Here is a 21,084-nt window from a genome sequence, read left to right as displayed (position 1 = left end):
ATGAGCAAACAAGACGGCATGAATTATGCCCCAAAAGGAAAACCAAACCGGGTGGTGGCAGAAGGTGACTTTTTTATCGCTGCCGTTGCCCTGGATCATGGTCATATTTACGGCATGTGCAACGGCTTGATTGAAGCGGGTGCCACGCTGAAATGGGTGTATGATCCCGATCCGGAAAAAATTGATCAATTCAAGAACGCCTTTCCGGAGGTCCAGGTCGCTTCCTCCGAGGAAGAGGTTCTGAATGATTCGGACGTTAAGCTTGTGGCCGGTGCCGCCATACCCTCCAAGCGCTGTGAACTGGGCTTGCGGGTGATGGACCACCAAAAGGACTATTTTACAGATAAAACGCCTTTTACCACATTGGGACAACTGGAACAGGCGAGACAAAAGGCAACAGAAACCGGACAAAAGTACATGGTGTATTACAGCGAACGGCTCCATGTGGAATCGGCAGTGTTTGCCGGAGAGCTGATCGATAAGGGAGCGATCGGCAGGGTCATCCAGGTGACAGGTTTTGGCCCTCATCGTTTATCGGCATCATCCAGACCCGATTGGTTTTTCAAAAAAGAAACGTATGGCGGAATTCTTTGTGATATTGGCAGCCATCAGATCGAGCAGTTTCTTTTTTATACAAAGTCAAAGGATGCCAAGGTGCTCTCAAGCAAGGTTGGAAACTACAGAAGCAAGGATTATCCCGAGCTTGAGGACTACGGAGACGCTACACTCGTCAGCGATAATGGGGCAACCCAATACTTTCGGGTCGACTGGCTGACGCCAGACGGACTCCGTACATGGGGCGACGGAAGAACGTTCATTCTTGGAACGGAAGGCTATATTGAAATCCGTAAGTACATTAATGTGGCGAGTGAAGACAGCGGGGATCACCTGTATTTGGTGAATGGCGAAGGCGAACAGCACTTTCACCTCACAGGTAAAGTGGGTTATCCGTTTTTTGGTGAACTGATCCTGGACTGCCTGAACCGGACGGAAAAGGCGATGACCCAGGAGCATGCCTTTAAAGCGGCGGAATTGTGCCTGATTGCTCAGGAGAACGCAATCAGGGTGGAATAGAAAAATTCAAAGATGGGCGGGCTGATAACATGAAGTTTTCTGTGTTTACTGTAATGGCACCGGATGCAACACCTGGACAGTTACTAGGCTATCTGAAGGAATACGGTTACGAGGGAGTGGAATGGCGGTTTAAAGAAACGCCTCATGAACTCAAAAAGGAAGAGCCGAGCTTTTGGGGCAATAACCTGTGCACCATTGCCCCGGATATCACCGATGAAGAGCTTGCGCATTTGTCGGCAGTAACAAAAGAAAACAACATTGAAGTAACGAGCGTGACGCCTTACCTGGCCTGTGGTGATCTGGCGGCAACGGAAAATGTGCTGCGGGTGGCCAAATCACTCGGTGCATCAACGGTACGCCTTGGTGTTCCCCGGTATGACCGGAACCGAAATTACAATGATTTGTTTAAGGAAGCTGTGGCCTACTTAAAAGAAGCGGAAGAGATGTGTAAACAATACGGCGTTAAGGGACTGGTCGAGACGCATCACATGACGATTGCTCCGAGCGCCGGCCTTGCCCATCGTTTGGTTTCTTCCTTTAACCCTGACCATATCGGCGTGCTTTACGATCCGGGCAACATGGTGCATGAGGGATTTGAAAATTACCGAATGGGAATGGAGCTTCTCGGACCGTACCTCGCTCATGTTCATGCGAAAAACGCCATCTGGAAACAAAGCGGACAGGCAGAGGACGGAAGTATTCAGTGGAAAGCAGAATGGGCCTTGCTGGAAAAAGGAATCGTAGACTGGAAGCAAGTGATTCAGGACTTAAAGGCGGTTGGCTATGATGGATATATTGGCATCGAAGACTTCAGCCAGGAGTTTTCGACGAAGGACTCCCTGAAGCATCATGTTCAGTCGTTGAAAAAACTGTTAAACGAAACGCTTGCGGTATAAAGGAGGAGAAGGCAATGAAGCTTGGCTGCTGTACGATCATCGAAAACTCCGCCATAGCAAAAAAAGCCGGTTTTGATTTTCTGGAATGTACGGTGGTATCCCTCGTTCCGGAAAATGATGATGATTTTCCCGGAATCCTGGAACGCTATCAGGAAAGCGGGCTCCCGGTAGAGGCCTGCAACATCTTTTTGCCGGGATCACTTAAAATCACCGGTGAACACGTGAACATCTCATCGGTTGAAAGCTATGTTGAAAAAGCCCTTCTTCGGGTCAAGCAAATCGGTGCCGATACAGTCGTGTTTGGCAGCGGAGGCGCCCGGTCCCTGCCAGAGGGATTTTCAAGGAAAAAGGGAGAGGAACAGATCATTCAGTTCCTTGATCTTGTGGCCAATTACAGTGATCCTCTTGGCATTACGGTCGTCATTGAGCCGCTGAATCAAAAGGAAAGTAACATCATTAACTCGGTTCCCGAAGCAGTAAGGATCGCCAAGAAGGTAAATCGTCCATCCATCCAGGTGCTGGCCGATTTTTATCATATGGATGAAGAAAATGAACCGCTTGGGCACCTTGTTTCCGAAAAAGACTATATCCGCCATATTCATGTGGCTGATACCGGAAGGCGGGCGCCCGGGACGGGGACCTATCCTTACGACAGGTTTGTTTCCTGCCTGAGCGAGGCGGGGTACAACGGCCGAATCTCAATCGAATGCCAGTGGCAGGACTTTGAAGCGGAAGCAGGTGCAGCAAGGCAGTTTTTATCATCGGTTCTTTACTCCCGGAAAGTATAATCAGGTTAGCTTTTTAAATCGTAAAGGGGGAGAAAAAATTGGAGGAAGAATTCTTTGTTTCTGAATACCGGATGTCCAAAGAGATCAAGAAAGAGGACTATGATTTCCATTCCCATGATACGTACGAGGTGTATTTCTTTCACAGCGGCCGATGCAAGTACATGATCGGTGATGAAATCCATCACCTTCAGGAAAACGACATTATCATTATGGATGGTTTGACACTGCACCGGCCTTACCCTGAAGAAGAGCAGCCTTATATCCGAAGCGTGATTCAGTTTTCCGGAGAGTGGCTGAAGCCTGTGCTCGCCAATTTAAAGGTGCCGGAGCTGTTAAACCCTTTTTATATGCTGAACAATTGCTTGTTCCGCGGGGTGGATCAGGACATGCTGCTTGAAATCGAAGAGCTGATCAAGAAAATAGCACAGGTCGGTTTTTCAAAAGGGTACAAGCAGGAGGACAAGTTTGAAAACCGGCTGAAGGAAGGCGAAGTGACTACGCTTCTCGTTCAGCTGTTGTTTAAAATCTATGAATTGAGCAAGTTGAGGATCGTCAAAATTCCCTCCGTCAAGTCGGAAAAACACATGCACGTCGACCGCATCATCCGGTGGGTGGAAGACAACCGCGAAAAGAACATCAAACTGGACGATATCGCCAAGAGCCTGAGTATCAGCAAATATTATATGTCCAGAATCTTCAAGTGCGTAACCGGCTTTACGATCATGGAATATCTGATGAGCTGCCGCATCAAAAGGGCCAAGTATTTGCTCGAAATGCACCCTGAAATGTCGATCCTGGAGGTGGCATTGGAGTCTGGATTTGAAAATTCCTCGCATTTTAGCCGCTTTTTCCGCAAACAAGTTAAAATTACACCCACCGCCTACCGCAACGAGCGTACCATAAGTGAAGCGCTGGATCAGATCGGAAACTATTAAAACCAAAATAGAGCAATATCAGACAAATTTTTCAAAAAAAAGGACCATCCTGCAACCTTTAAATTATCCGAAAATTAGTAAAATTAAACAGACAAATGAAAGCGTTTTATTATCCAGGCAAAACCCTGATTTTCCCGCCAATTGAAAGGAGGCTGTTATGGCTAACAACAGCATTGAGCTGAACGTACGAATGGAAGTGGAAAAGGTGCGAAGCAAACGGAAGGACTGGGGGCTGAAATGGTATGTTTTCCTGATTCCGAGTTTCTTAGGGATCCTGCTGTTCATGGTCTACCCCATCTTTGAATCTCTGCGCCTCAGTTTCTATCAATCCAACGGAACGGTCGAGCATTATATCGGACTCGCAAACTTCAAGTCGGTCTTAACCTCGAACTCGTTCTGGAACGCCGTTTGGAACACCTTTTTTATCGGCATCTTTCAAATCATCATTACCATTCCGCTCGGTTTTATCTTTGCATCGATCATCAACTCTACCAAACGGGGCCAGAATTTTTTCAAAGTCCTCTATTTCCTGCCTAATGTTACGTCCATTGTTGCCGCTGCCATGATTTTTGCTTTCGTGCTTCATCCGGAAATGGGAATCGTCAACTATGTTCTTCATGCCATCGGGCTGCCGACACCAGGCTGGCTTTCTGATCCTTCCACCTCAAAATGGGCGGTCATTATTCTTGCGGTTTGGCACTGGGTTGGTTTTGTCATCATCATCTGTCTTGCCAATCTCCAGGCGATTCCGAGCGAAATGTACGAAGCCGCAAAAATCGACGGAGCAAGCGGACTGCAGCAATGGTTTTTTATCACCATTCCCAATATGGCAGGAACCTTTGCCTTTTTGCTGATTACCGGATGGATTGGAGCGCTGCAGCGATTTAATGAAGTCTATGTGCTGGGGGGCCCAAACGGAAGTCCGGCGCGGTCGATTCAAACGATGGGAGCGTTTATTTACGAACGAGGCTTCACAGGGTTTGAGTTCGGAATCGCTTCGGCCGCAACGTATATTATGTTTATTTTGATACTGGTCTTCACGTTTATTAACCTGAAAGTTTCCAAGATGAAAATCTAAGCGAAAGGGGGATGTGTTTCATGAAAGCTGGGCTTTCCTATAGAAAGAGAGAACAGATTGCAGGAGGCTTCAAATTCGTTATTTTGCTGGTGTTTGGTCTGCTGCTCATTACGCCTTTTGTCTGGATGGTGAGCGTGGGATTTGACCGCACCGCCAATGTCACGATGCCCTTTCCGCCCAAATTAGTACCGAAGCACCCATCATCGTTTAACTTTGGCATCGTGTTTGAAAACGGAAGCCTGATCAAGGCTTACCTCAACTCTGCGATCGTTACCGTCAGTTCTGTACTTATCGGTGTATCGGCATCGCTTCTCGCAGGATATGCGTTTTCCAAAGGACGGTTCAAAGGAAAAAAGGTGTTGTTTGTGGTCGTCCTTTGCACGCTCATGATCCCAATGGAGCCGCGCCTGATTCCATTGTACAAGCTGTTTAATTCCGTTCATCTGCTTAATACGTTCTGGCCACTCGTTCTGCCGTCTCTGATCAGTGGCATGCTGATCTTTCTTTGCAAGCAGTTCTTTGACCAATTACCGGACACGCTGAGAGAGGCCTCGCAAATTGACGGGGCAGGGGAATTTACAACCTTTTTCCGCATTTATCTTCCTCTTGCCGGACCGATTGTGGCGACGATGATTATTTTAGCCTTTATCTGGAGCTGGAACGATTTCATGTGGCCGCTCGTTGTGTTGAACGACAAAGAGCTTCAGACCGTCCCTCTGTATCTCGCCAGCTTCTCGCTCGAGAACGGGACAAGACTTGGCGGATTAACGATGGCACTAGCGACCATGAGTGTCCTGCCGATCGTCATTTTGTATCTGTTTTTACAAAAATACATCATTCAGAGCATTGCCCTTAGCGGAGTAAAAGGAGAGTAGGACCCATTTTAAAGGAGGCGGAAAAATGAAACATGTTCGGAAAGGGATTTCGTTATCGCTCATTTTAATTCTGGCTGTGATGGCCATGCTGACCGGCTGTTCAAGCTCAGATACTTCAGGAAAAGCGGATGGAAAGTGGGCAGGGAAAAAGATTAAGGTGCAGATGATCGGAGACTTCAAAGATAAAACGGCAACTGATCCGATCACGGGAAAGAAAGTGAAAGGGATTGACGTGTTAAAGGAGGAATTTGAAAAACAGCATCCCGGTGCAACGGTTGATTTCATTCTGATGCCGTGGGAAGGATATACGGAAAAAACGCAGGCGATGATTACCTCCAATGAAGCCGATGTGTATCAGATGCCTGGACTCGCGGATTTCGCGCCTCAGGGTGTACTTGAACCTCTTCAGCCGTACATCGATAAAGACAAAGAAATGGATCTGGACAAGTTTATCGACAGTCAGGTGGATGGCTGGAAGGTGCTTGGCAAGGATGACGACAAACTGCAAATCTACGGTCTTCCGTTTTTGGGAGACGCTCGATTTATCGCGTATGACAAAAAGCTGTTTGACGACTGGGGTGTTGACTATCTTTCCGACCACCCGACCATGAAGGAGGTTGCGGAAAAGGCGAAACAAATGACCGGGAAAAACCCGAAAACCGGTAAGCAGAACTATGGCATCTGGTTCCGCGGTGACTGGTCTTCCGCGTTCACCTTGATCGATCTGGCTGAGGGCCAAAACGGTAAATGGGGAGAAGGATTTGCCTGGAAAGACGTAAAGTTCAATTTTAACTCTCCGGAGATGAAAAAAGGGCTGGACTGGCTGCTCGACATGAAGAATTACGCGCCAAAGGGCCTTGTCAGCAACCAGGGCCAGGAAAAATGGCTCACCAAGGATAACAATGTCGCCATCATGATGAACCAGGGACCTGGCGATACCATCAAACCGACCTATGCTCAAGGGTTAGAAGATCGGATTGGAATCGCACAGGAATTCAAGAACAAGGACGGAAAAGGCGGATTGTTTGCAGGAAGTCCGCTCGCGATCGCCAAGAGCAGTAAAAATAAAGACCTGGCCTGGGAATGGATTAAATTTGCGACCGATGAATTTGCGCAAAAGTACGTCTTTGAAGAAGTAGGTGCCATTCCGGCCATTAAAGCTGCAGAAACGTGGAAAAGTACAAAGGAAATGCCGTTGATGCAGCCTGTGTTTGAAGCGATGAGCAGTCCGTGGACACCGCGCTATCCTTGGGGCTCCTCACAGCCGCGCTTTACCTTGACGTCAGAGGTGGAAGCTGCCTTGACCGGCAAGCGTACGGCACAACAGGCGTTGGATAAAGCGCAACGCGAGAGCACCGCCTGGGTGAAAAATAGAAAGTAAGTTGAAGGAGGAGGAGGAGAAATCCTCCTTTCTTTGCATAGGAGGGATGTTGGATGGACGGTACAGCCTTTGGGGGCTTTTACATGGCCTGTGTGTGGTTTGCACGGTTCGCGTTTTTAAGTGTTCTGTGCCTCCTTTTCAGCCTGGCAGGATTGGTGATCGGCGGTGTTTTCCCGGCAACCGCAGCGCTTTTTGCAGTTGAGCGTTCCTGGATCAGGAAAGAGGAAAGCCCTTCGCTTATCCGGCAGTTCTGGAGAGAATACCGAACTCAGTTTGTAAAGGCGAACCTGTTGGGGTATTTTATGGTGCTGTTTGGAATGCTTCTGTGGGTAAATGTAAAACTGGTGTTTCCCGTTGATTATTTTTTGGTTGGTGTGCTGAAAGTTTTGCTACTTGGTTTGTTCTTTTTATATGTGATCGTCCTTCTGTATCTTTTTCCGGTGCTGGCCCATTTTAAAGGCGGACTTCTGGATTGTGTGAAAAATGCCTTGTTTGTAGGGTTGTCCTCACCGTTGATGACGGTATTCAGCGGCATGAGTATCCTGGTGGTAACGTATATTTGCTATGTGATCCCAGGGCTTTCTGTCTTTTTTTATGTGAGTGGTGCGGGCTTTCTTTCGATGTGGTTTTCTCATTGCGCATTTCTCCGGCTCGAAGGGAAAGCAAAAGCGGGTGGGTGGAATGGATAACCCAATGCGCTCATTATGGCTCGACACCATGCTCACATTAGCCAGAACCCCGCTTGAGGCGTTGGCCAAAAGAGAACTGAAAGCAAACATGAAGGTGGAAATGAAAGAAGGTGCAGACAGAGAATCGTATGTTCATCTGGAAACACTGGCCCGGCTGCTTGTCGGGATGGCGCCGTGGCTGGAAGGAAAATCAGAAGGCAGTGAAGAACGTATTCGAAGCCATTATTGTGAGCTGGCTCGTGAGGCGATTGATGCTGGAACGGACCCGTCATCACCCGACTATATGAATTTTTCACAGGGCTTTCAGCCGATTGTGGACACTGCATTTTTGGCCCAAGCCATTCTTCGTGCACCGACCGAGCTGTGGGAGAAGCTGGATGGCCGGGTGAAGAGGAATGTGGTTAATGCTTTTAAAGCGGCCCGATCAAGAAAACCCGTGTTCTCCAACTGGCTGCTGTTTTCCGCTATGATTGAAGCGGCATTGCACCGGATGGGTGAAAGTGACTGGGATCACATGCGGATTGACTATGCCATCAAGCAGATGGAGCAATGGTATGCGGGGGATGGCGTCTACAGTGACGGTCCCCATTTTCGCTTTGATTACTATAACAGCTTTGTTATTCAGCCGATGCTGCTCGAGATTTTGGAGTCGGTTGGTTTTCATTATGATGACTGGCATGAAAGAGCGGAAACGGTAAAAGAGAGGTCGCGCCGCTATGCAGAAATTCTTGAACGGTTGATCTCGCCGGAAGGAACATTTCCGGCTGTTGGCCGTTCGCTCGCCTACCGCTGCGGTGTTTTTCATACGCTGGCTCAGCACGCGTGGCGAGAGGACTTGCCGGAGAGTGTGTCTTCCGCCCAGGTTCGGTGCGGATTGACTGCCGTTTTGGAAAAGTGCCTCCATGCGGCCGGAACGTATACGGACGATGGTTGGTTATCGGTCGGATTTTGCGGCCATCAGCCGGGAATTGGTGAAGGCTACATTACGAATGGCTCTACCTATCTTTGCTCGTTGATCTTTTTGCCCACGGGCTTGCCGGAATCAGTTTCCTTCTGGCGTGATGAGGATGAAAGCTGGACGTCAAAAAAGGCTTGGTCCGGATTGGATTTTCCGATGGATCATGCATTGAAAAGTTAAGTGGGAAAGGAGTGCAAACCGTATGAAAGGATTATTTATCATGGACGAGGCGCCTTTTGATTGGGTTTACCCGTCAACTATACGACAGCAAATTGAAGATCTGGTTGGTATGGATCTTCCTTTTTTGACTAAGGACCGGGCTAAGGAAAATAAATCCATTCTAAAGGATGTTGAGATCATTTTTTCTGGATGGGGAGGGCCAGAGCTCGACGAAGCATTTTTGGCGGCAGCGCCCCGTCTGAACGCCGTTTTTTATGCGGCAGGAACAGTAAAAAACATTGCCACTCCGGCGTCGTGGAGAAGAAACATCCGGATTTTCAATGCGGCTGAAGCGAATGCCGTCCCGGTAACGGAATTTGCACTGTCACAAATTCTGTTTTCCTTAAAAAGCGGCTGGAGCTATGTCCGAAGCATCCAGCGGGATCATGCTTACCCGGGAAAATCGATATCTGCCGGGGCAGGGGCGTATGGAAGCACAGTAGGAATCATCTCACTGAGTAAAATCGGCCGCCGGGTTTGTGATCTGCTTGAGCCATTTGATGTGAAGGTCATTGCCTATGATCCATATGTAAGCGAAGAGGCTGCCGGAAGTCTGGGTGTGGAGTTGTGTTCACTGGAAGATGTATTTCAGCGGGCAGACGTTGTTTCCCTGCATACGCCGTTATTAAACGAAACACGGGGAATGATTACGGGACAGCATTTCTCCCTGTTAAAACCAAATGCCAGTTTTATTAACACCGCGCGCGGTGCCATCGTACGAGAAGATGAAATGATAGAAGTGCTGATGCATCGTGAGGATATCACTGCGGTCTTGGATGTGACATACCCCGAGCCGCCTCTTCCCGGCTCACCTCTATTTACCCTTCCCAATGTGGTGCTGACCCCGCACATTGCTGGCAGCAAAGGCCCGGAGTGTGCCCGGATGGGACAAAGCATGCTGGATGAATTTCAGCGGTATTTAAAGGACGAACCGCTGAAGTGCGAGGTTCTGGAGAAGGATATGGGGATTATGGCGTAGAGAAGAGGATAGTTAAGATAATTCACCAGATTCACTATGCTTAATAAAACCAAAAGTAACCACCTCAGGTTGTCTTCGCTGACAGGGTGGTTACTTTTTTTGTTTCATGAACTGATAGAAACATAAAATTTTGCTAGATTTTCACTACTAATTCCCTTCACCCTGACATAGGTTGTATTAAGAGATTTGAGCAACCAGAATGGAGGGGATGTATGAAACGGGGAGTATTCTTTTTTATGGCGTTTATTATTGTAACCGGTCTTTGTACGGGTATGAAAGTGAATCAGCTGCTTTTTGCAAAATATGAAGATAATGAGACTTCCCCGGCTGGCCTGATAGTGGCTGGAGTCGATCCGAAGCAGCTGGAGCGGGAAGCGAAAAATCAAATGAAGCAGGATATCGAAGAGGAGTTCCGCTCTTCCATGTCCTATACCTTTGGGGATTTGAAACGATACCATTCGGTTCTTGATACGCAGGCGGTTCTGGCTAAAAAGGAAACCTTCTTTATCATCCAATCGAAAAATGAGTCCTATAACGAACAAGTGGAGCGATTCTTCACTGTAAGTCTTGACCATTTCAGCACAGAAGCTGATCCTGAGCTCCGTGTGCACCAGGTTTGGCTGGTGGATAAGGATTTTACGATTCTTAAAAAACAGAAGGTATATTGAATGGCTACAACGTGTAAAAGCAGCCGCCTCTCGTACCACGAAGAGGGAGGCTGCTTGTTTGTTAAACGACCGTTTTATTCCTGTGCCCCTTTAAAGGAATTGGATTTATGTTATACTTTAGGTATGACACTTTTTTCAGCTCTCTTCTCTTATGGCGAATACATAAGTGTTTATGATGCAAATAGACTAATGACATTGTGCCACGGCCCCCCCATTGGATTTGAGGAGTCGGGCCTTTTCTTATTGGAGGAAAGATAGAATGAAAAATCAACACGTTCATATGTTGTCTGTTTCCAAGCCGGCTGGATGGCTTTTGATTTTGGGTATTATCTTTGCCGGCGCTAATCTGAGAGCGCCATTAACCTGTGTAGGGCCGCTCATCGAGATGATAAGGGAGAATACAGGGATGTCCAACACACTCGCGGGTATGCTGACTACAGTGCCGCTGCTCGCTTTTGCGTTGATCTCGCCACTGGCGCCGAAAATGGCACGCAAATTCGGCCTGGAGCATACGCTGTTTGGTGCATTGCTGTTACTCGGTGCAGGTATTTTATTGCGGTCTGTTCCTCTCTCATCCGGATTGTTTGGCGGGACGGTATTGCTTGGAGTTGCCATAGCGGTATGCAACGTTTTGCTGCCGAGTTTAATCAAAAGAGAGTTCCCGAACAAGGTAGGGTTGATGACAGGAACCTATTCGGTTTCCATGAACATGTGGGCAGCCGTTGCTTCCGGCGTGAGTATTCCCATTTCAAAAGGATTGGGCTATGGATGGCGCTTTGCGCTTGTGTGCTGGGTGCTCATCTCGCTCGTTTCCATTCTTGTTTGGCTTCCTCAGCTAAGGATGAAGCATGTTCCCATATCTTCTTTAAAAGGCACATCCATGTGGGGCTCAGGGCTTGCCTGGAAGGTGACGCTGTTTATGGGGCTGCAGTCCACCGTTTTTTATTCGATTATTACCTGGCTACCGGCCATTTTGCATCAGCAGGGACTGAGTCCTTCAAAAGCCGGCTGGCTGCTGTCACTGACTCAATTTGCGAGTCTTCTTCCAACGTTCTTCGTTCCGGTTTTGGCGGGCAGGAGCGCAGATCAGCGAAAACTCGTAGCATTTACGGTCCTCTTTTTACTCTTGGGCTATGCAGGCATTCTTAGCGGGATAACCTGGCTCGCTCCTCTCTATGTGATTTTGATTGGGATCGGCATCGGCTCAGGATTCGGCTTGGCGACCATGTTTTTTGTGCTTCGGACGCAAAATGCCCATCAGGCGGCAGAGCTTTCAGGAATGGCGCAATCGGTCGGTTATTTGCTGGCTGCGATTGGACCGGCCCTTTTTGGCTTTTTGCATGATAAAACCCATAGCTGGACCCCTCCCCTTACAGTGTTGGTCGTGGCCGGCGTGCTACTTTTTTTCGTTGGCATGGGAGCGGGAAGCAACCGGTATGTGAGCGTTGAGAAAGATACTGATGTTCTTCAGAAAAAAGCTTTATAACGTAAGAAAACAGGCTGTTGAACACGAACAGCCTGTTTTTTTATATGGATTTTTAAGGCAGGAGATATACCGTATAGTGCGGATAATCCTGCAATTGCTCTCTTCTTAACTTCCCTTCATCCACTAATTCATCAAGTCCCTTTTCCACTTCGATTGCTTGGACTCCATACAAATCGGCCATTTTTACAGGTGAAAACGCCATATGCTTCGGCACTTTGGCTGAGGATACAATCATCGCCGTGACATGCGAAAGTAATTCTTCCTTTTCCATTTTTTGATCCACTCCTTTATCACATCTATCAAAATCCTAACCAATCTCTACTTTTTCTATGCAAATCCATTTTAATTCCCTTCGGTTTTGGAAATGCTTGTTAAAAAGAAACGAAATTGGAATAAAAGGAGGCTGATTTATTCAATGGAAGACAACCATTTTTCCATACAAATCAACGGAAAAGAATTTCCTGCTACTGAAGGCCAAACGATTCTGCAGGTGGCCAAATCACAGAACTATGAAATTCCGAGCATTTGTTATCACCCTGACCTGGGTACGATTCAAACGTGTGATACCTGTTTTGTGCAGGTAGAAGGCGAACTGGTTCGTGCTTGCTCCACTAAAGCTACACCAGGGATGCAGGTCGATTCACTGTCAAAAACCGTCAAGGATGCACAGTACGAAGCGATGTCCCGCATTTTAAAAAATCATGAGCTCTATTGCACAGTTTGCGATAACAATAACGGTAACTGCGTGGTGCATAATACGGCTGAATATCTGGAGATTGAGCATCAGAAATATAAATTTGAAGCGAAACCTTACCCGCCGGACAACTCACATCCTTTTTACCGCTATGAACCGGATCAGTGCATTTTGTGTGGAAGGTGTGTGGAAGCCTGCCAGGATTTGCAAGTGAATGAAACGCTGACCATCGACTGGGAACGCGAAGCTCCGCGCGTGATTTGGGATAACGATGTTCCCATCGATGAATCATCATGTGTTTCCTGTGGCCATTGTGTCACGGTCTGTCCCTGTAATGCACTAATGGAAAAATCGATGCTTGGAGAGGCGGGGTATCTGACAGGCATTCCGGCCAACATGCTTGGACCGATGATCGATCTTACGAAGGAAGTCGAGCCGGGGTATAAGGAGATTTTCGCCATATCCGAAATGGAAGCAGCCATGCGGAAAGCCCGGATCAAACGGACGAAAACAGTGTGTACATACTGTGGGGTAGGCTGCAGTTTTGAGGTTTGGACGAAGGGCCGGGAAATCCTGAAGATCGAACCGAGTGAAGAAGCTCCGGTTAACGGAATATCCACCTGCGTCAAAGGAAAATGGGGCTGGGATTTCGTTAACAGTGACAAGCGTCTGACGAAGCCTTTGATCCGAAAAGGAGAAGAGTTTGTTGAAGCCACCTGGGAAGAAGCGTTGAAACTCATTGCGGAAAAACTGACAGGGATAAAGGAAGAGCATGGTGCTCATTCCATCGGCTATATCGCCTCTTCCAAATGCTCGAATGAAGAGAATTATCTTTTTCAAAAGTTTGCGCGATCCATTATGGGAACCAACAATGTGGACAATTGCTCACGATACTGCCAGTCTCCGGCAACGGCAGGACTGTTGCGGACCGTTGGAATTGGCGGTGATGCCGGAACCATTAAGGATATTGCAGCATCTGAGCTGGTAATGATTATTGGGGCCAATCCGGCAGAATCCCATCCTGTTCTGGCTACCCGAATTAAACGGTCCCATAAATTGCACGGGCAGAAATTAATGGTCGTGGATCTGAGGAAAAATGAACTGGCTGAGCGGGCTGATCTGCATGTTCATCCCAAACCGGGTTCAGATTTGATTTTGCTTTCAGCAGTTACAAAGTACATTCTTGATCAAGGATGGGAAGACAAAACATTTTTGGAGAAACGGGTCAATGGATTGGAAGAATACCGGTCATCATTGAATAAGTTCACACTGGAATACGCTGAGGAAAAAACAGGATTATCCAAAGAAACGTTGATCCAGATGGCAACTATGATTCATGAGGCAAAGTCGGTCTGTGCCTTATGGGCAATGGGTGTCACCCAGCATATGGGAGCGACCGATACGAGTACAGCAATCTCCAATTTGCTGCTGGTGACAGGAAACTACGGACGAACCGGAACAGGTGCGTATCCACTTAGAGGACACAACAACGTTCAGGGTGCGTGTGATTTTGGCACGATGCCGGCATGGTTTCCCGGTTATGAACCTGTCCAGGACAAAGCGGTGCGTGAGCGCTATGAAAAGGCATGGGGCGTCAAGCTTCCGGAAGAGCCGGGATTGGACAACCATCAAATGGTGGAAGGCATCCATAAAGGAAAGCTAAAGGCACTTTATTTGTTTGGTGAAGACATGTCACTGGTGGATTCCAATTCGAATTTTGTGGATGACGGCTTTGAAAAGCTGGAATTCTTTGTGGTGCAGGACATTTTCTTCAGTAAAACCGCTCAATTTGCGGATGTGGTTTTACCGGCAGCACCAAGTCTGGAGAAGGACGGTACGTTTGTCAACACGGAACGCCGCATCCAGCGTTTTTACAAGGTTCTTGAGCCGCTTGGCCAGTCGAAACCGGATTGGGAAATCTTTCAGGAGCTGGCCAACTTGATGGGAGCCAATTGGAACTACACACATCCTGGTGAAATCATGAAAGAGGCGGCCAGCCTAGCCAAGTTTTTTGCCGGTGTAAGCTATGATCGGCTGGAAGGATGGAACAGCCAGCTTTGGCCGGTAGCAGCAGATGGTACCGATTCTCCGCTCTTGTACAAGGAGAGGTTTGCATTTCCTGACGGTAAGGCGAAGCTGGTTGCTGTTGAATGGACTAAGCCGTTTAAGCCGGGTGAAGAGTTCGACCTGCATTTAAATAACGGCCGTTTGCTGGAACATTTCCATGAAGGAAACATGACGTACCGCTCAGAGGGGCTTACACACAAAGTTCCACATCCATGGGTGGAAGTCTCGCCAGAGCTTGCCCGTGAACGGGAGCTTGAGGACGGGGCACTCGTTGGCCTGACTTCCCCGTATGGCCATGTGGAGGTCCGGGTAATCGTCACCGACCGGGTGAAAGGCAATGAGCTATATCTGACCATGAACACTTCTGAGGACATTGAAGCGGTTAACAAGCTGACGAGCAGCTACCACGACATTATTACTCACACACCGGCATATAAGGAAATGGATGTCAGAATGGAAGTTCTCGAAACTTCCGGAGAGCCTCCATTACCAAAAGTGAATCACCGATTTGGGAACCGTATTCCACAAATCAGTGTCCGCGTGGAAGCCAAGTGGAAGCGTGACGATTTCACGCCGATTGAAGAGTTGATAAGGGGGGACGAGCATGGCGAAAGCAATCAGGCAAATTAAAAAGGAAGGCCGCACCCGGGAAGAAGAACAGGCAGAAGCAGTGGCAGGAATTGTTCGGGAACTGGCGGACAACAGCGAAGCGATTTTGACCATGATTAGCATTGTGAAAAACCTTCATGAAATGGGGGCACTGGATACTTTATCCGCTCTTATTGAAAAACGTAACGATGTTGGAGTAATCGCCATTCAGCAAATTAACAAGCCTGAAATGCACAAAACGATTAAAAACGGAATCAATGCCTTTAATTTTCTCGGTACCATCCATCCGGATCAACTGAAAACGATGCTTTCCGGGATGAGTAAGGGGCTTGAGAGAGCGGCCGATTCTGCAGAAAAAGAGGAAACACCAAGTTTATGGCAGCTGGGAAAAAGCATGCGCACTCCTGAAACGAGAGCCACGATGGCCATGATGATGGAGTTTTTGCAGGGCATGGGCGAAGGCATAAATGAAGTACCAAGACACAATAAATAAAGGATGAAACCCGCATTGGAAGCAAAAATCATCAAAATTAAAGGGCTTGAAAATGAGCAGGATGCCGATACCATTTCAAATGCACTTCAGCATGTATGGGGTATTGGGCAGGTTGATGTCAACATCAGCCGGGGAGAAGCAAGCATCAGCTTCGACCCAAGTATGGCGTCCTATGAGGATTTTCTTCAGGCCATCCATGAGAGAGGCTATGTTGTGGAGAATGGTCTACAATGATTCAGATGAAAAAAGGAGAACAAACGCATGAAAAAATGTGAAATCTGCGGATTGGAAGAGCCGCTCGAAAACCACGAAGCAGGCGATTCCCCGAAAATTCTTCATCTCTGTGAAAGCTGCCAAAATGACCGCAAGTTCGATGGATTAGATCATGTTTAAAAAGGAAAAACAGGTGAACCGGAATAAGGGTCACCTGTTTTTCCTTTTTCCTCTAATCGGTTCTATTCTGAAGGAGTTGTTGCTTTATAGCAGTAAGATCTGTGCCAACAAAACTGGCGCCCGTCAATTTTCCCTCCATTGAATATATTGGTTTTCCAAAAATGTCATACATATGAATGCCATCGGACATGTCATAATGAATAAGCTTGCGCTGGGGCTGGTCCGTTTTAATGATTTTATACTTCAATGCCATAAATTCTTTGGAGCCTGCATGATCGATTAATTCATCATCTCTCTTTCCCAGAAGAAAATTGGGCGCATCGTAATCAGACGGAGGATTAAAGGCCCATGTGTACCGGAGCTGCAAATCGCAGTGGGCAATGGATACAGGTGAGCAGGATAGGACTTCATTAAAAGGTTCATTAAAATAGTTCGAGTAAAACCGTGCCGTATCAAAGTTTAGTACTTCGGCTATTCTTCTGGCGACCTCCTGGCTCGGGACCCTTTTTCCCCATTCAATTTGGGAGTAATAGCTCCTGTCGATAAAAGCAGCGGATGCCACTTTTCCCTGAGACATGTTTTTTTGCTGTCGTAATTGTAATAACCATTTTCTCATTGTAACCACCTGAAACTTTTCATCTCTTTTTTCTATGATTATAAACCTGGATGAAATCAAATCAATACCAATAATGTCAATTCATAATAAATTTTGGTCAAAAAAGGAAAAATCACTTATCTCTATGTTTCAGATGATAAAGCGGTTTTTCAGTTTGGGTTTACTCTATTCTTGTAATTGATTGGTCTTTGTAGGAATTATTGTAAAGCATACTTCATCCTATGTTTGGAACAATACCATTGTATTACGAAAAAAGGAGGGGAAACAAAATGGATCAACAGAAAGTATTAGCTGCCCACGAGTCTTTGGACTTACATGAGGCCATTAACTTTAAAACGCTTTGTATCGCCAAGTCAAAATTAATGCAAGGACTGGTTTTTGATGACGATTTGAGGAATTTAATGAAAAAAGATGTTCAACAATCATCGCAGGATCTTACTGAATTGCAGTCCCTCTATGAACGAGCGCCTTTTCAAGCTCCTGTTCCTCAAAATCGCCCCACTCCCATCATTGATGGAAAGGAAGGTACCATCCATTGAATAATGATTATTTGGACCCGATAAACTCGCTGCATATGCCTGAGATGGCAGACACTACCTTTGCCATGGACTTTCTTCTTCGTGCCAAAGAAGGTGTTCGCAACATAGCTGTAGCATTAACCGAATCCGCATCACCTGATGTCCGTGCCACATTAAGAAAACAATTGATGCAGGGCATAGCGATGCATCAGGAAATATCTGAATTGATGATCAAGAAAAAATGGTTCCATCCTTACGAATTAACGGAACAGTACCAATTGGACCAGCTATCGGCCAACAATACGATGAAAATTGGCAAAATGAACCTGTTTCCTGTTGAGACCAATCGAAAGGGCTTGTTCGATCGGACACCTGATGAACATTGACACTGGAGGTTATATAGTATGAAGGCGGTAACGTATCAAGGGATAAAAAATGTTGTTGTGAAAGAAGTGCCAGACCCTAAGATTGAAAAACCGGATGACATGATCATCAAAGTAACCAGTACAGCAATATGCGGTTCTGATCTGCATTTAATTCATGGCATGATCCCTAACCTGCAAGAGAACTATGTCATTGGACATGAACCGATGGGAATCGTTGAAGAGGTTGGCCCTGAAGTGACTAATGTAAAAAAGGGAGACCGCGTCATCATTCCATTTAACATCGCATGCGGTGAATGCCGTTTCTGTAAGGACAATTTGGAAAGCCAATGCGACAATTCAAATGATAATGGAGATATGGGAGCCTATTTCGGCTATTCCGGAACAACTGGCGGTTACCCAGGCGGGCAAGCGGAATATTTGAGAGTTCCTTTTGCCAACTTTACTCATTTTAAAATCCCGGAGACCTGCGAGGAACCTGATGAAAAGTTAGCGGTTATTGCGGATGCGATGACCACTGGTTTTTGGAGTGTCGATAATGCGGGCGTAAAGGACGGGGATACCGTTATCGTTTTGGGATGTGGTCCGGTGGGGCTTTTTGCACAAAAGTTTTGCTGGCTAAAAGGGGCGAAGCGCGTGATTGCCGTTGATTATGTCAATTATCGCCTGCAGCATGCGAAACGGACGAACAAGGTTGAAATCGTTAACTTTGAGGATCATAAAAATTGTGGAGAATACCTAAAGGAAATCACCAAGGGCGGTGCGGATGTAGTCATTGATGCGGTTGGTATGGATGGAAAAATGACAGATATGGAGTTTCTTGCCAGTGGGTTAAAACTTCACAGTGGTGCATTAGGTGCATTTATCATGGCGACTCAGGCTGTCCGAAAAGGCGGCAATATCCAGGTGACCGGCGTTTATGCGGGGAAATACAACGGTTTCCCATTTGGAGATATTATGAACCGCAATGTCAATATCCGCTCCGGACAAGCACCTGTTATTCACTATATGCCTTATATGTTTGAACTCGTTTCTACAGGAAAGATCGATCCGGGAGATGTGGTCAGCCATGTCCTTCCGCTCAGTGAAGCGAAGCGCGGCTATGAAATTTTTGATACCAAAACGGATGATTGCATAAAAGTCGTCCTGAAGCCTTAGGAAGGAGGATTGAAAATGAACTATGCTCTGCACGAAGTACTTGAGGTTCAAGAAATGGCCGCTTTTAAAACAAATTGTTTAACCAAGTCCAAAACGATGAAAGCACTGGTTAGTGACCCAAGGCTAAAAGAAATAATGCAGCAAGACATTGATCTTTCCACCAGTCAGTTGAACGAATATACCTCTGTTTTATCCAATGCAAAGCAATCGTTAGGAGCTGAGTTAAATTGAATTCAATCATTGAAAACTTAACAGGAATGGATGCCATTTCCGACCAGGTTGTTGCGATGGATTTATTGATTGCGGCAAAAAGCGGTGTCAGAAATTACGCGATGGCTGCCACGGAAGCCGGAACACCTGAAATCAAAGAAATGTTAACCCGGCATTTGGAGGAAGCCATAGAGATGCATGAACAAATTTCCGGTTATATGGCGGAAAAAGGATGGTATCATGCTTGGGATACGAACGAGCAGATCCAATTGAATTTGACAAATATGAATACCGCTTTGGATTTGCCAACACTATAGATGATGTAAAGGGGCTGTCTGAAAAGTCAAAAAATGACCTTCAGGCACCCTTTTTGTGAGAAAAAACTTCGTGGAAAAGTTGATTGTAGTGGAAGGTGCGAGACTCCTCGAAAATGAAAACCGCATTTTCTTCGTGCGATGAATCGCTGCCGGAGTGTTCCTTGTCCTGCAGGACTAGCGGGACAGGTGAGACTAAGGAGGTGCTAGCACCGGTACCGAAGGTGCTTGCGCCAAAAGGTAGGCGTTCACGCCGGTAAGGCTCACCGCCCGCCCTGCGTAAGTAGGCGTTTACGCCGGTAAAAGCGAGCGGCCTGGAACGAAAATCAACGACTTCCAGACTTCTTGGACAGCCATTTATTGTCAGAATGCAGGAGCAGGCAATTCATCTATGTTTATGCGAAGCAAACTATACGGCTTTTCCCGCAGGTCCCTTCCATAATGAAACCTGGCCTGCCGGTGTAATTGGTTCACAATCACATATAAGTATTGATCCGGTCCAATCGAAAACGTATCCGGCCATAAAAGCCTCGGGTCATGTGCAATGGTTTTCATGTTTCCGCTCGGCATGATCTTTCGTATGCTGTTGTTTTCATAATCCCCTGCATAGACGTTTCCTTTTGCCCCGGTAATCATTCCGTCAGATGCCCCTTTTTCCCCCAAATACTCCACCCGGGAAAGTAAGTCCTTCTCCGGTATCGTTCTGTCTCTCAGGGCTTCTGTTGAAATGGAGAACAGATGACGGCTGGTTAATGGACAAAAAAATAATGTCTTTCCATCCACAGAAATCGCGATACCGTCAGACGCCAGTCGAAAGGGAGAAATGGAGCCGTCTTTATTGCGGTTCATCAGTATTTTACCTTCTACTTTTGGCAAGAAATAGGGATCGGGTGATGTAGGTGGGGTGCCACTTAACCGTCTGAATGCGTTTCCGGTATCTAAATCCACAACAATGATCGCTCCTGGACCTTTGGAGGATGAATCTGTGATATAGGCATAACCGGCTTTTCCTACGCGAAAATCAAAGCGAACATCATTCAAATATGTGGTTGGCAGGATGACTTCTTCTGTAAAGGTATACACATTTCTGATTGTATTTGTTTTTAAATCAACAGCGACCAGTTTTGCTCCCCCTTTAATCGGTTCAGAAAAATTGGGTGCTGCTGTATCCAATACCCAAAGTGTTCCCCTCCCATCAGCCACTACACTTTGGACACTGATAAATGACATCGCAACGTTTGCCGGGTTGGCCAAATTTGTTTCCAAATTTGGATAAGGCTGTAATTGATCACCCGCAATTTCAGCCACCGTAAATTTCACATCATCTCCCCATTTCGGAAAGCAAACGAAAATACGCCCGGTTTCTGACACGGTAACGCCTGTAGGCATAGCCCCATAAAATGAATAAACGAGTTCAAACTTACCGAAATATTTTTCCATAGGCAGCATAAATTTCATCATCTCCCTCATCGATTTGAACCGATATACCTATATATGACCCGCAGTTTTTTTTGTGCATGGCAAAGCACATGAGCGGAGCACTTGCTTTTTTCTTTGGTTAAAATCTATTCACCTGTACATAATAAATGCAGAAACTATCAAG

At 46.7% G+C, this 21,084-nt stretch carries 24 protein-coding genes; 21 read left to right on the top strand and 3 right to left on the bottom strand.

The annotated features are described in order from the left end of the window. The 12 genes from AS030_RS20830 (at window position 1) to AS030_RS20770 (ending at window position 12,026) form a co-directional block, all read left to right on the top strand. Window positions 1–1,074, top strand: a complete 1,074-nt coding sequence (locus AS030_RS20830) for a Gfo/Idh/MocA family protein (protein ID WP_061975328.1) — start codon at window positions 1–3, stop codon at window positions 1,072–1,074. A 29-nt stretch (window positions 1,075–1,103) separates the two neighbouring features. Then, the gene (locus AS030_RS20825) at window positions 1,104–1,970 is read left to right on the top strand and encodes a sugar phosphate isomerase/epimerase family protein (protein WP_061975326.1); all 867 of its coding nucleotides are present in this window, start codon (window positions 1,104–1,106) and stop codon (window positions 1,968–1,970) included. A 14-nt stretch (window positions 1,971–1,984) separates the two neighbouring features. Beyond that, complete coding sequence (locus AS030_RS20820) at window positions 1,985–2,758, top strand: sugar phosphate isomerase/epimerase family protein (protein ID WP_061975324.1); 774 nt, start codon at window positions 1,985–1,987, stop codon at window positions 2,756–2,758. A gap of 38 nt (window positions 2,759–2,796) precedes the next feature. Next, window positions 2,797–3,693 (top strand): AraC family transcriptional regulator, encoded by an 897-nt coding sequence (locus AS030_RS20815; RefSeq protein WP_240482442.1) that lies wholly within the window; start codon window positions 2,797–2,799, stop codon window positions 3,691–3,693. Window positions 3,694–3,850: 157 nt separating this feature from the next. Then, complete coding sequence (locus tag AS030_RS20810; RefSeq protein ID WP_061975322.1) at window positions 3,851–4,771, top strand: carbohydrate ABC transporter permease; 921 nt, start codon at window positions 3,851–3,853, stop codon at window positions 4,769–4,771. Window positions 4,772–4,791: 20 nt separating this feature from the next. Beyond that, complete coding sequence (locus tag AS030_RS20805; RefSeq protein WP_061975321.1) at window positions 4,792–5,646, top strand: carbohydrate ABC transporter permease; 855 nt, start codon at window positions 4,792–4,794, stop codon at window positions 5,644–5,646. Window positions 5,647–5,671: 25 nt separating this feature from the next. Further along, a complete protein-coding gene (locus tag AS030_RS20800; protein WP_061975320.1) occupies window positions 5,672–7,027 on the top strand; it encodes an ABC transporter substrate-binding protein in 1,356 nt (451 codons plus the stop codon). A 53-nt stretch (window positions 7,028–7,080) separates the two neighbouring features. Then, window positions 7,081–7,716 carry a YesL family protein gene (locus AS030_RS20795; RefSeq protein ID WP_061975319.1) on the top strand — a complete coding sequence of 212 codons (636 nt, stop codon included), beginning with the start codon at window positions 7,081–7,083 and terminating at the stop codon, window positions 7,714–7,716. Then, window positions 7,709–8,854, top strand: a complete 1,146-nt coding sequence (locus AS030_RS20790; RefSeq protein ID WP_061975318.1) for a DUF2264 domain-containing protein — start codon at window positions 7,709–7,711, stop codon at window positions 8,852–8,854. Before AS030_RS20795 ends, AS030_RS20790 begins: the two co-directional genes overlap by 8 nt. Before the next feature lie 22 nt (window positions 8,855–8,876). After that, window positions 8,877–9,872 (top strand): hydroxyacid dehydrogenase, encoded by a 996-nt coding sequence (locus AS030_RS20785; RefSeq protein WP_061975317.1) that lies wholly within the window; start codon window positions 8,877–8,879, stop codon window positions 9,870–9,872. 212 nt (window positions 9,873–10,084) lie between these two features. Beyond that, complete coding sequence (locus AS030_RS20780) at window positions 10,085–10,540, top strand: hypothetical protein (RefSeq protein ID WP_061975316.1); 456 nt, start codon at window positions 10,085–10,087, stop codon at window positions 10,538–10,540. Between the two features lie 259 nt (window positions 10,541–10,799). Next, the gene (locus AS030_RS20770) at window positions 10,800–12,026 is read left to right on the top strand and encodes a CynX/NimT family MFS transporter (protein WP_061975311.1); all 1,227 of its coding nucleotides are present in this window, start codon (window positions 10,800–10,802) and stop codon (window positions 12,024–12,026) included. Between the two features lie 52 nt (window positions 12,027–12,078). On the opposite strand, the gene AS030_RS20765 is transcribed toward AS030_RS20770, so the two are convergent. Then, entirely contained in the window at window positions 12,079–12,297 is a 219-nt protein-coding gene (locus AS030_RS20765; RefSeq protein WP_061975309.1) for a hypothetical protein, read from the bottom strand. A gap of 144 nt (window positions 12,298–12,441) precedes the next feature. Between AS030_RS20765 and fdhF the strand changes: the two genes are divergently transcribed. The 4 genes from fdhF to AS030_RS24630 are packed head-to-tail and all read left to right on the top strand — an operon-like array spanning window position 12,442 to window position 16,282. Continuing rightward, window positions 12,442–15,417, top strand: coding sequence for a formate dehydrogenase subunit alpha (gene fdhF / locus AS030_RS20760; protein ID WP_061975307.1), 2,976 nt, complete (start codon window positions 12,442–12,444; stop codon window positions 15,415–15,417). Continuing rightward, the gene (locus AS030_RS20755) at window positions 15,392–15,889 is read left to right on the top strand and encodes a helical membrane plugin domain-containing protein (protein WP_061975304.1); all 498 of its coding nucleotides are present in this window, start codon (window positions 15,392–15,394) and stop codon (window positions 15,887–15,889) included. Before fdhF ends, AS030_RS20755 begins: the two co-directional genes overlap by 26 nt. A 15-nt stretch (window positions 15,890–15,904) precedes the next feature. Next, window positions 15,905–16,123, top strand: coding sequence for a heavy-metal-associated domain-containing protein (locus AS030_RS20750; protein ID WP_061975302.1), 219 nt, complete (start codon window positions 15,905–15,907; stop codon window positions 16,121–16,123). A gap of 27 nt (window positions 16,124–16,150) precedes the next feature. Further along, entirely contained in the window at window positions 16,151–16,282 is a 132-nt protein-coding gene (locus AS030_RS24630; protein WP_276203876.1) for a hypothetical protein, read from the top strand. Window positions 16,283–16,334: 52 nt separating this feature from the next. Here AS030_RS24630 and AS030_RS23235 read toward each other — a convergent pair whose 3' ends face one another. After that, window positions 16,335–16,898 (bottom strand): helix-turn-helix domain-containing protein, encoded by a 564-nt coding sequence (locus AS030_RS23235; protein WP_074440630.1) that lies wholly within the window; start codon window positions 16,896–16,898, stop codon window positions 16,335–16,337. A gap of 269 nt (window positions 16,899–17,167) precedes the next feature. On the opposite strand from AS030_RS23235, the gene AS030_RS20740 reads away from it, so the two are divergent. From AS030_RS20740 to AS030_RS20720, 5 genes are read left to right on the top strand one after another with little or no spacing between them, the layout of a single operon-like run. After that, the gene (locus AS030_RS20740; RefSeq protein ID WP_061975300.1) at window positions 17,168–17,437 is read left to right on the top strand and encodes a hypothetical protein; all 270 of its coding nucleotides are present in this window, start codon (window positions 17,168–17,170) and stop codon (window positions 17,435–17,437) included. Further along, window positions 17,434–17,802 carry a spore coat protein gene (locus tag AS030_RS20735; protein WP_061975298.1) on the top strand — a complete coding sequence of 123 codons (369 nt, stop codon included), beginning with the start codon at window positions 17,434–17,436 and terminating at the stop codon, window positions 17,800–17,802. Before AS030_RS20740 ends, AS030_RS20735 begins: the two co-directional genes overlap by 4 nt. Before the next feature lie 18 nt (window positions 17,803–17,820). Further along, window positions 17,821–18,957 (top strand): zinc-dependent alcohol dehydrogenase, encoded by a 1,137-nt coding sequence (locus tag AS030_RS20730; RefSeq protein WP_061975296.1) that lies wholly within the window; start codon window positions 17,821–17,823, stop codon window positions 18,955–18,957. Between the two features lie 15 nt (window positions 18,958–18,972). Then, window positions 18,973–19,188: a hypothetical protein gene (locus tag AS030_RS20725; protein WP_061975294.1), complete on the top strand. Its 216-nt coding sequence runs from the start codon at window positions 18,973–18,975 to the stop codon at window positions 19,186–19,188. Further along, window positions 19,185–19,484, top strand: coding sequence for a spore coat protein (locus AS030_RS20720; protein ID WP_061975292.1), 300 nt, complete (start codon window positions 19,185–19,187; stop codon window positions 19,482–19,484). Before AS030_RS20725 ends, AS030_RS20720 begins: the two co-directional genes overlap by 4 nt. Before the next feature lie 360 nt (window positions 19,485–19,844). On the opposite strand, the gene AS030_RS20715 is transcribed toward AS030_RS20720, so the two are convergent. Next, window positions 19,845–20,939, bottom strand: a complete 1,095-nt coding sequence (locus AS030_RS20715; protein ID WP_061975290.1) for an L-dopachrome tautomerase-related protein — start codon at window positions 20,937–20,939, stop codon at window positions 19,845–19,847. Window positions 20,940–21,084 lie beyond the last annotated feature (145 nt).

The sequence above is a fragment of the Fictibacillus enclensis genome (assembly GCF_001457035.1).
GTDB lineage: Bacteria > Bacillota > Bacilli > Bacillales > Fictibacillaceae > Fictibacillus_C > Fictibacillus_C enclensis.
This window is presented reverse-complemented; position numbering and strand designations above follow the sequence as displayed.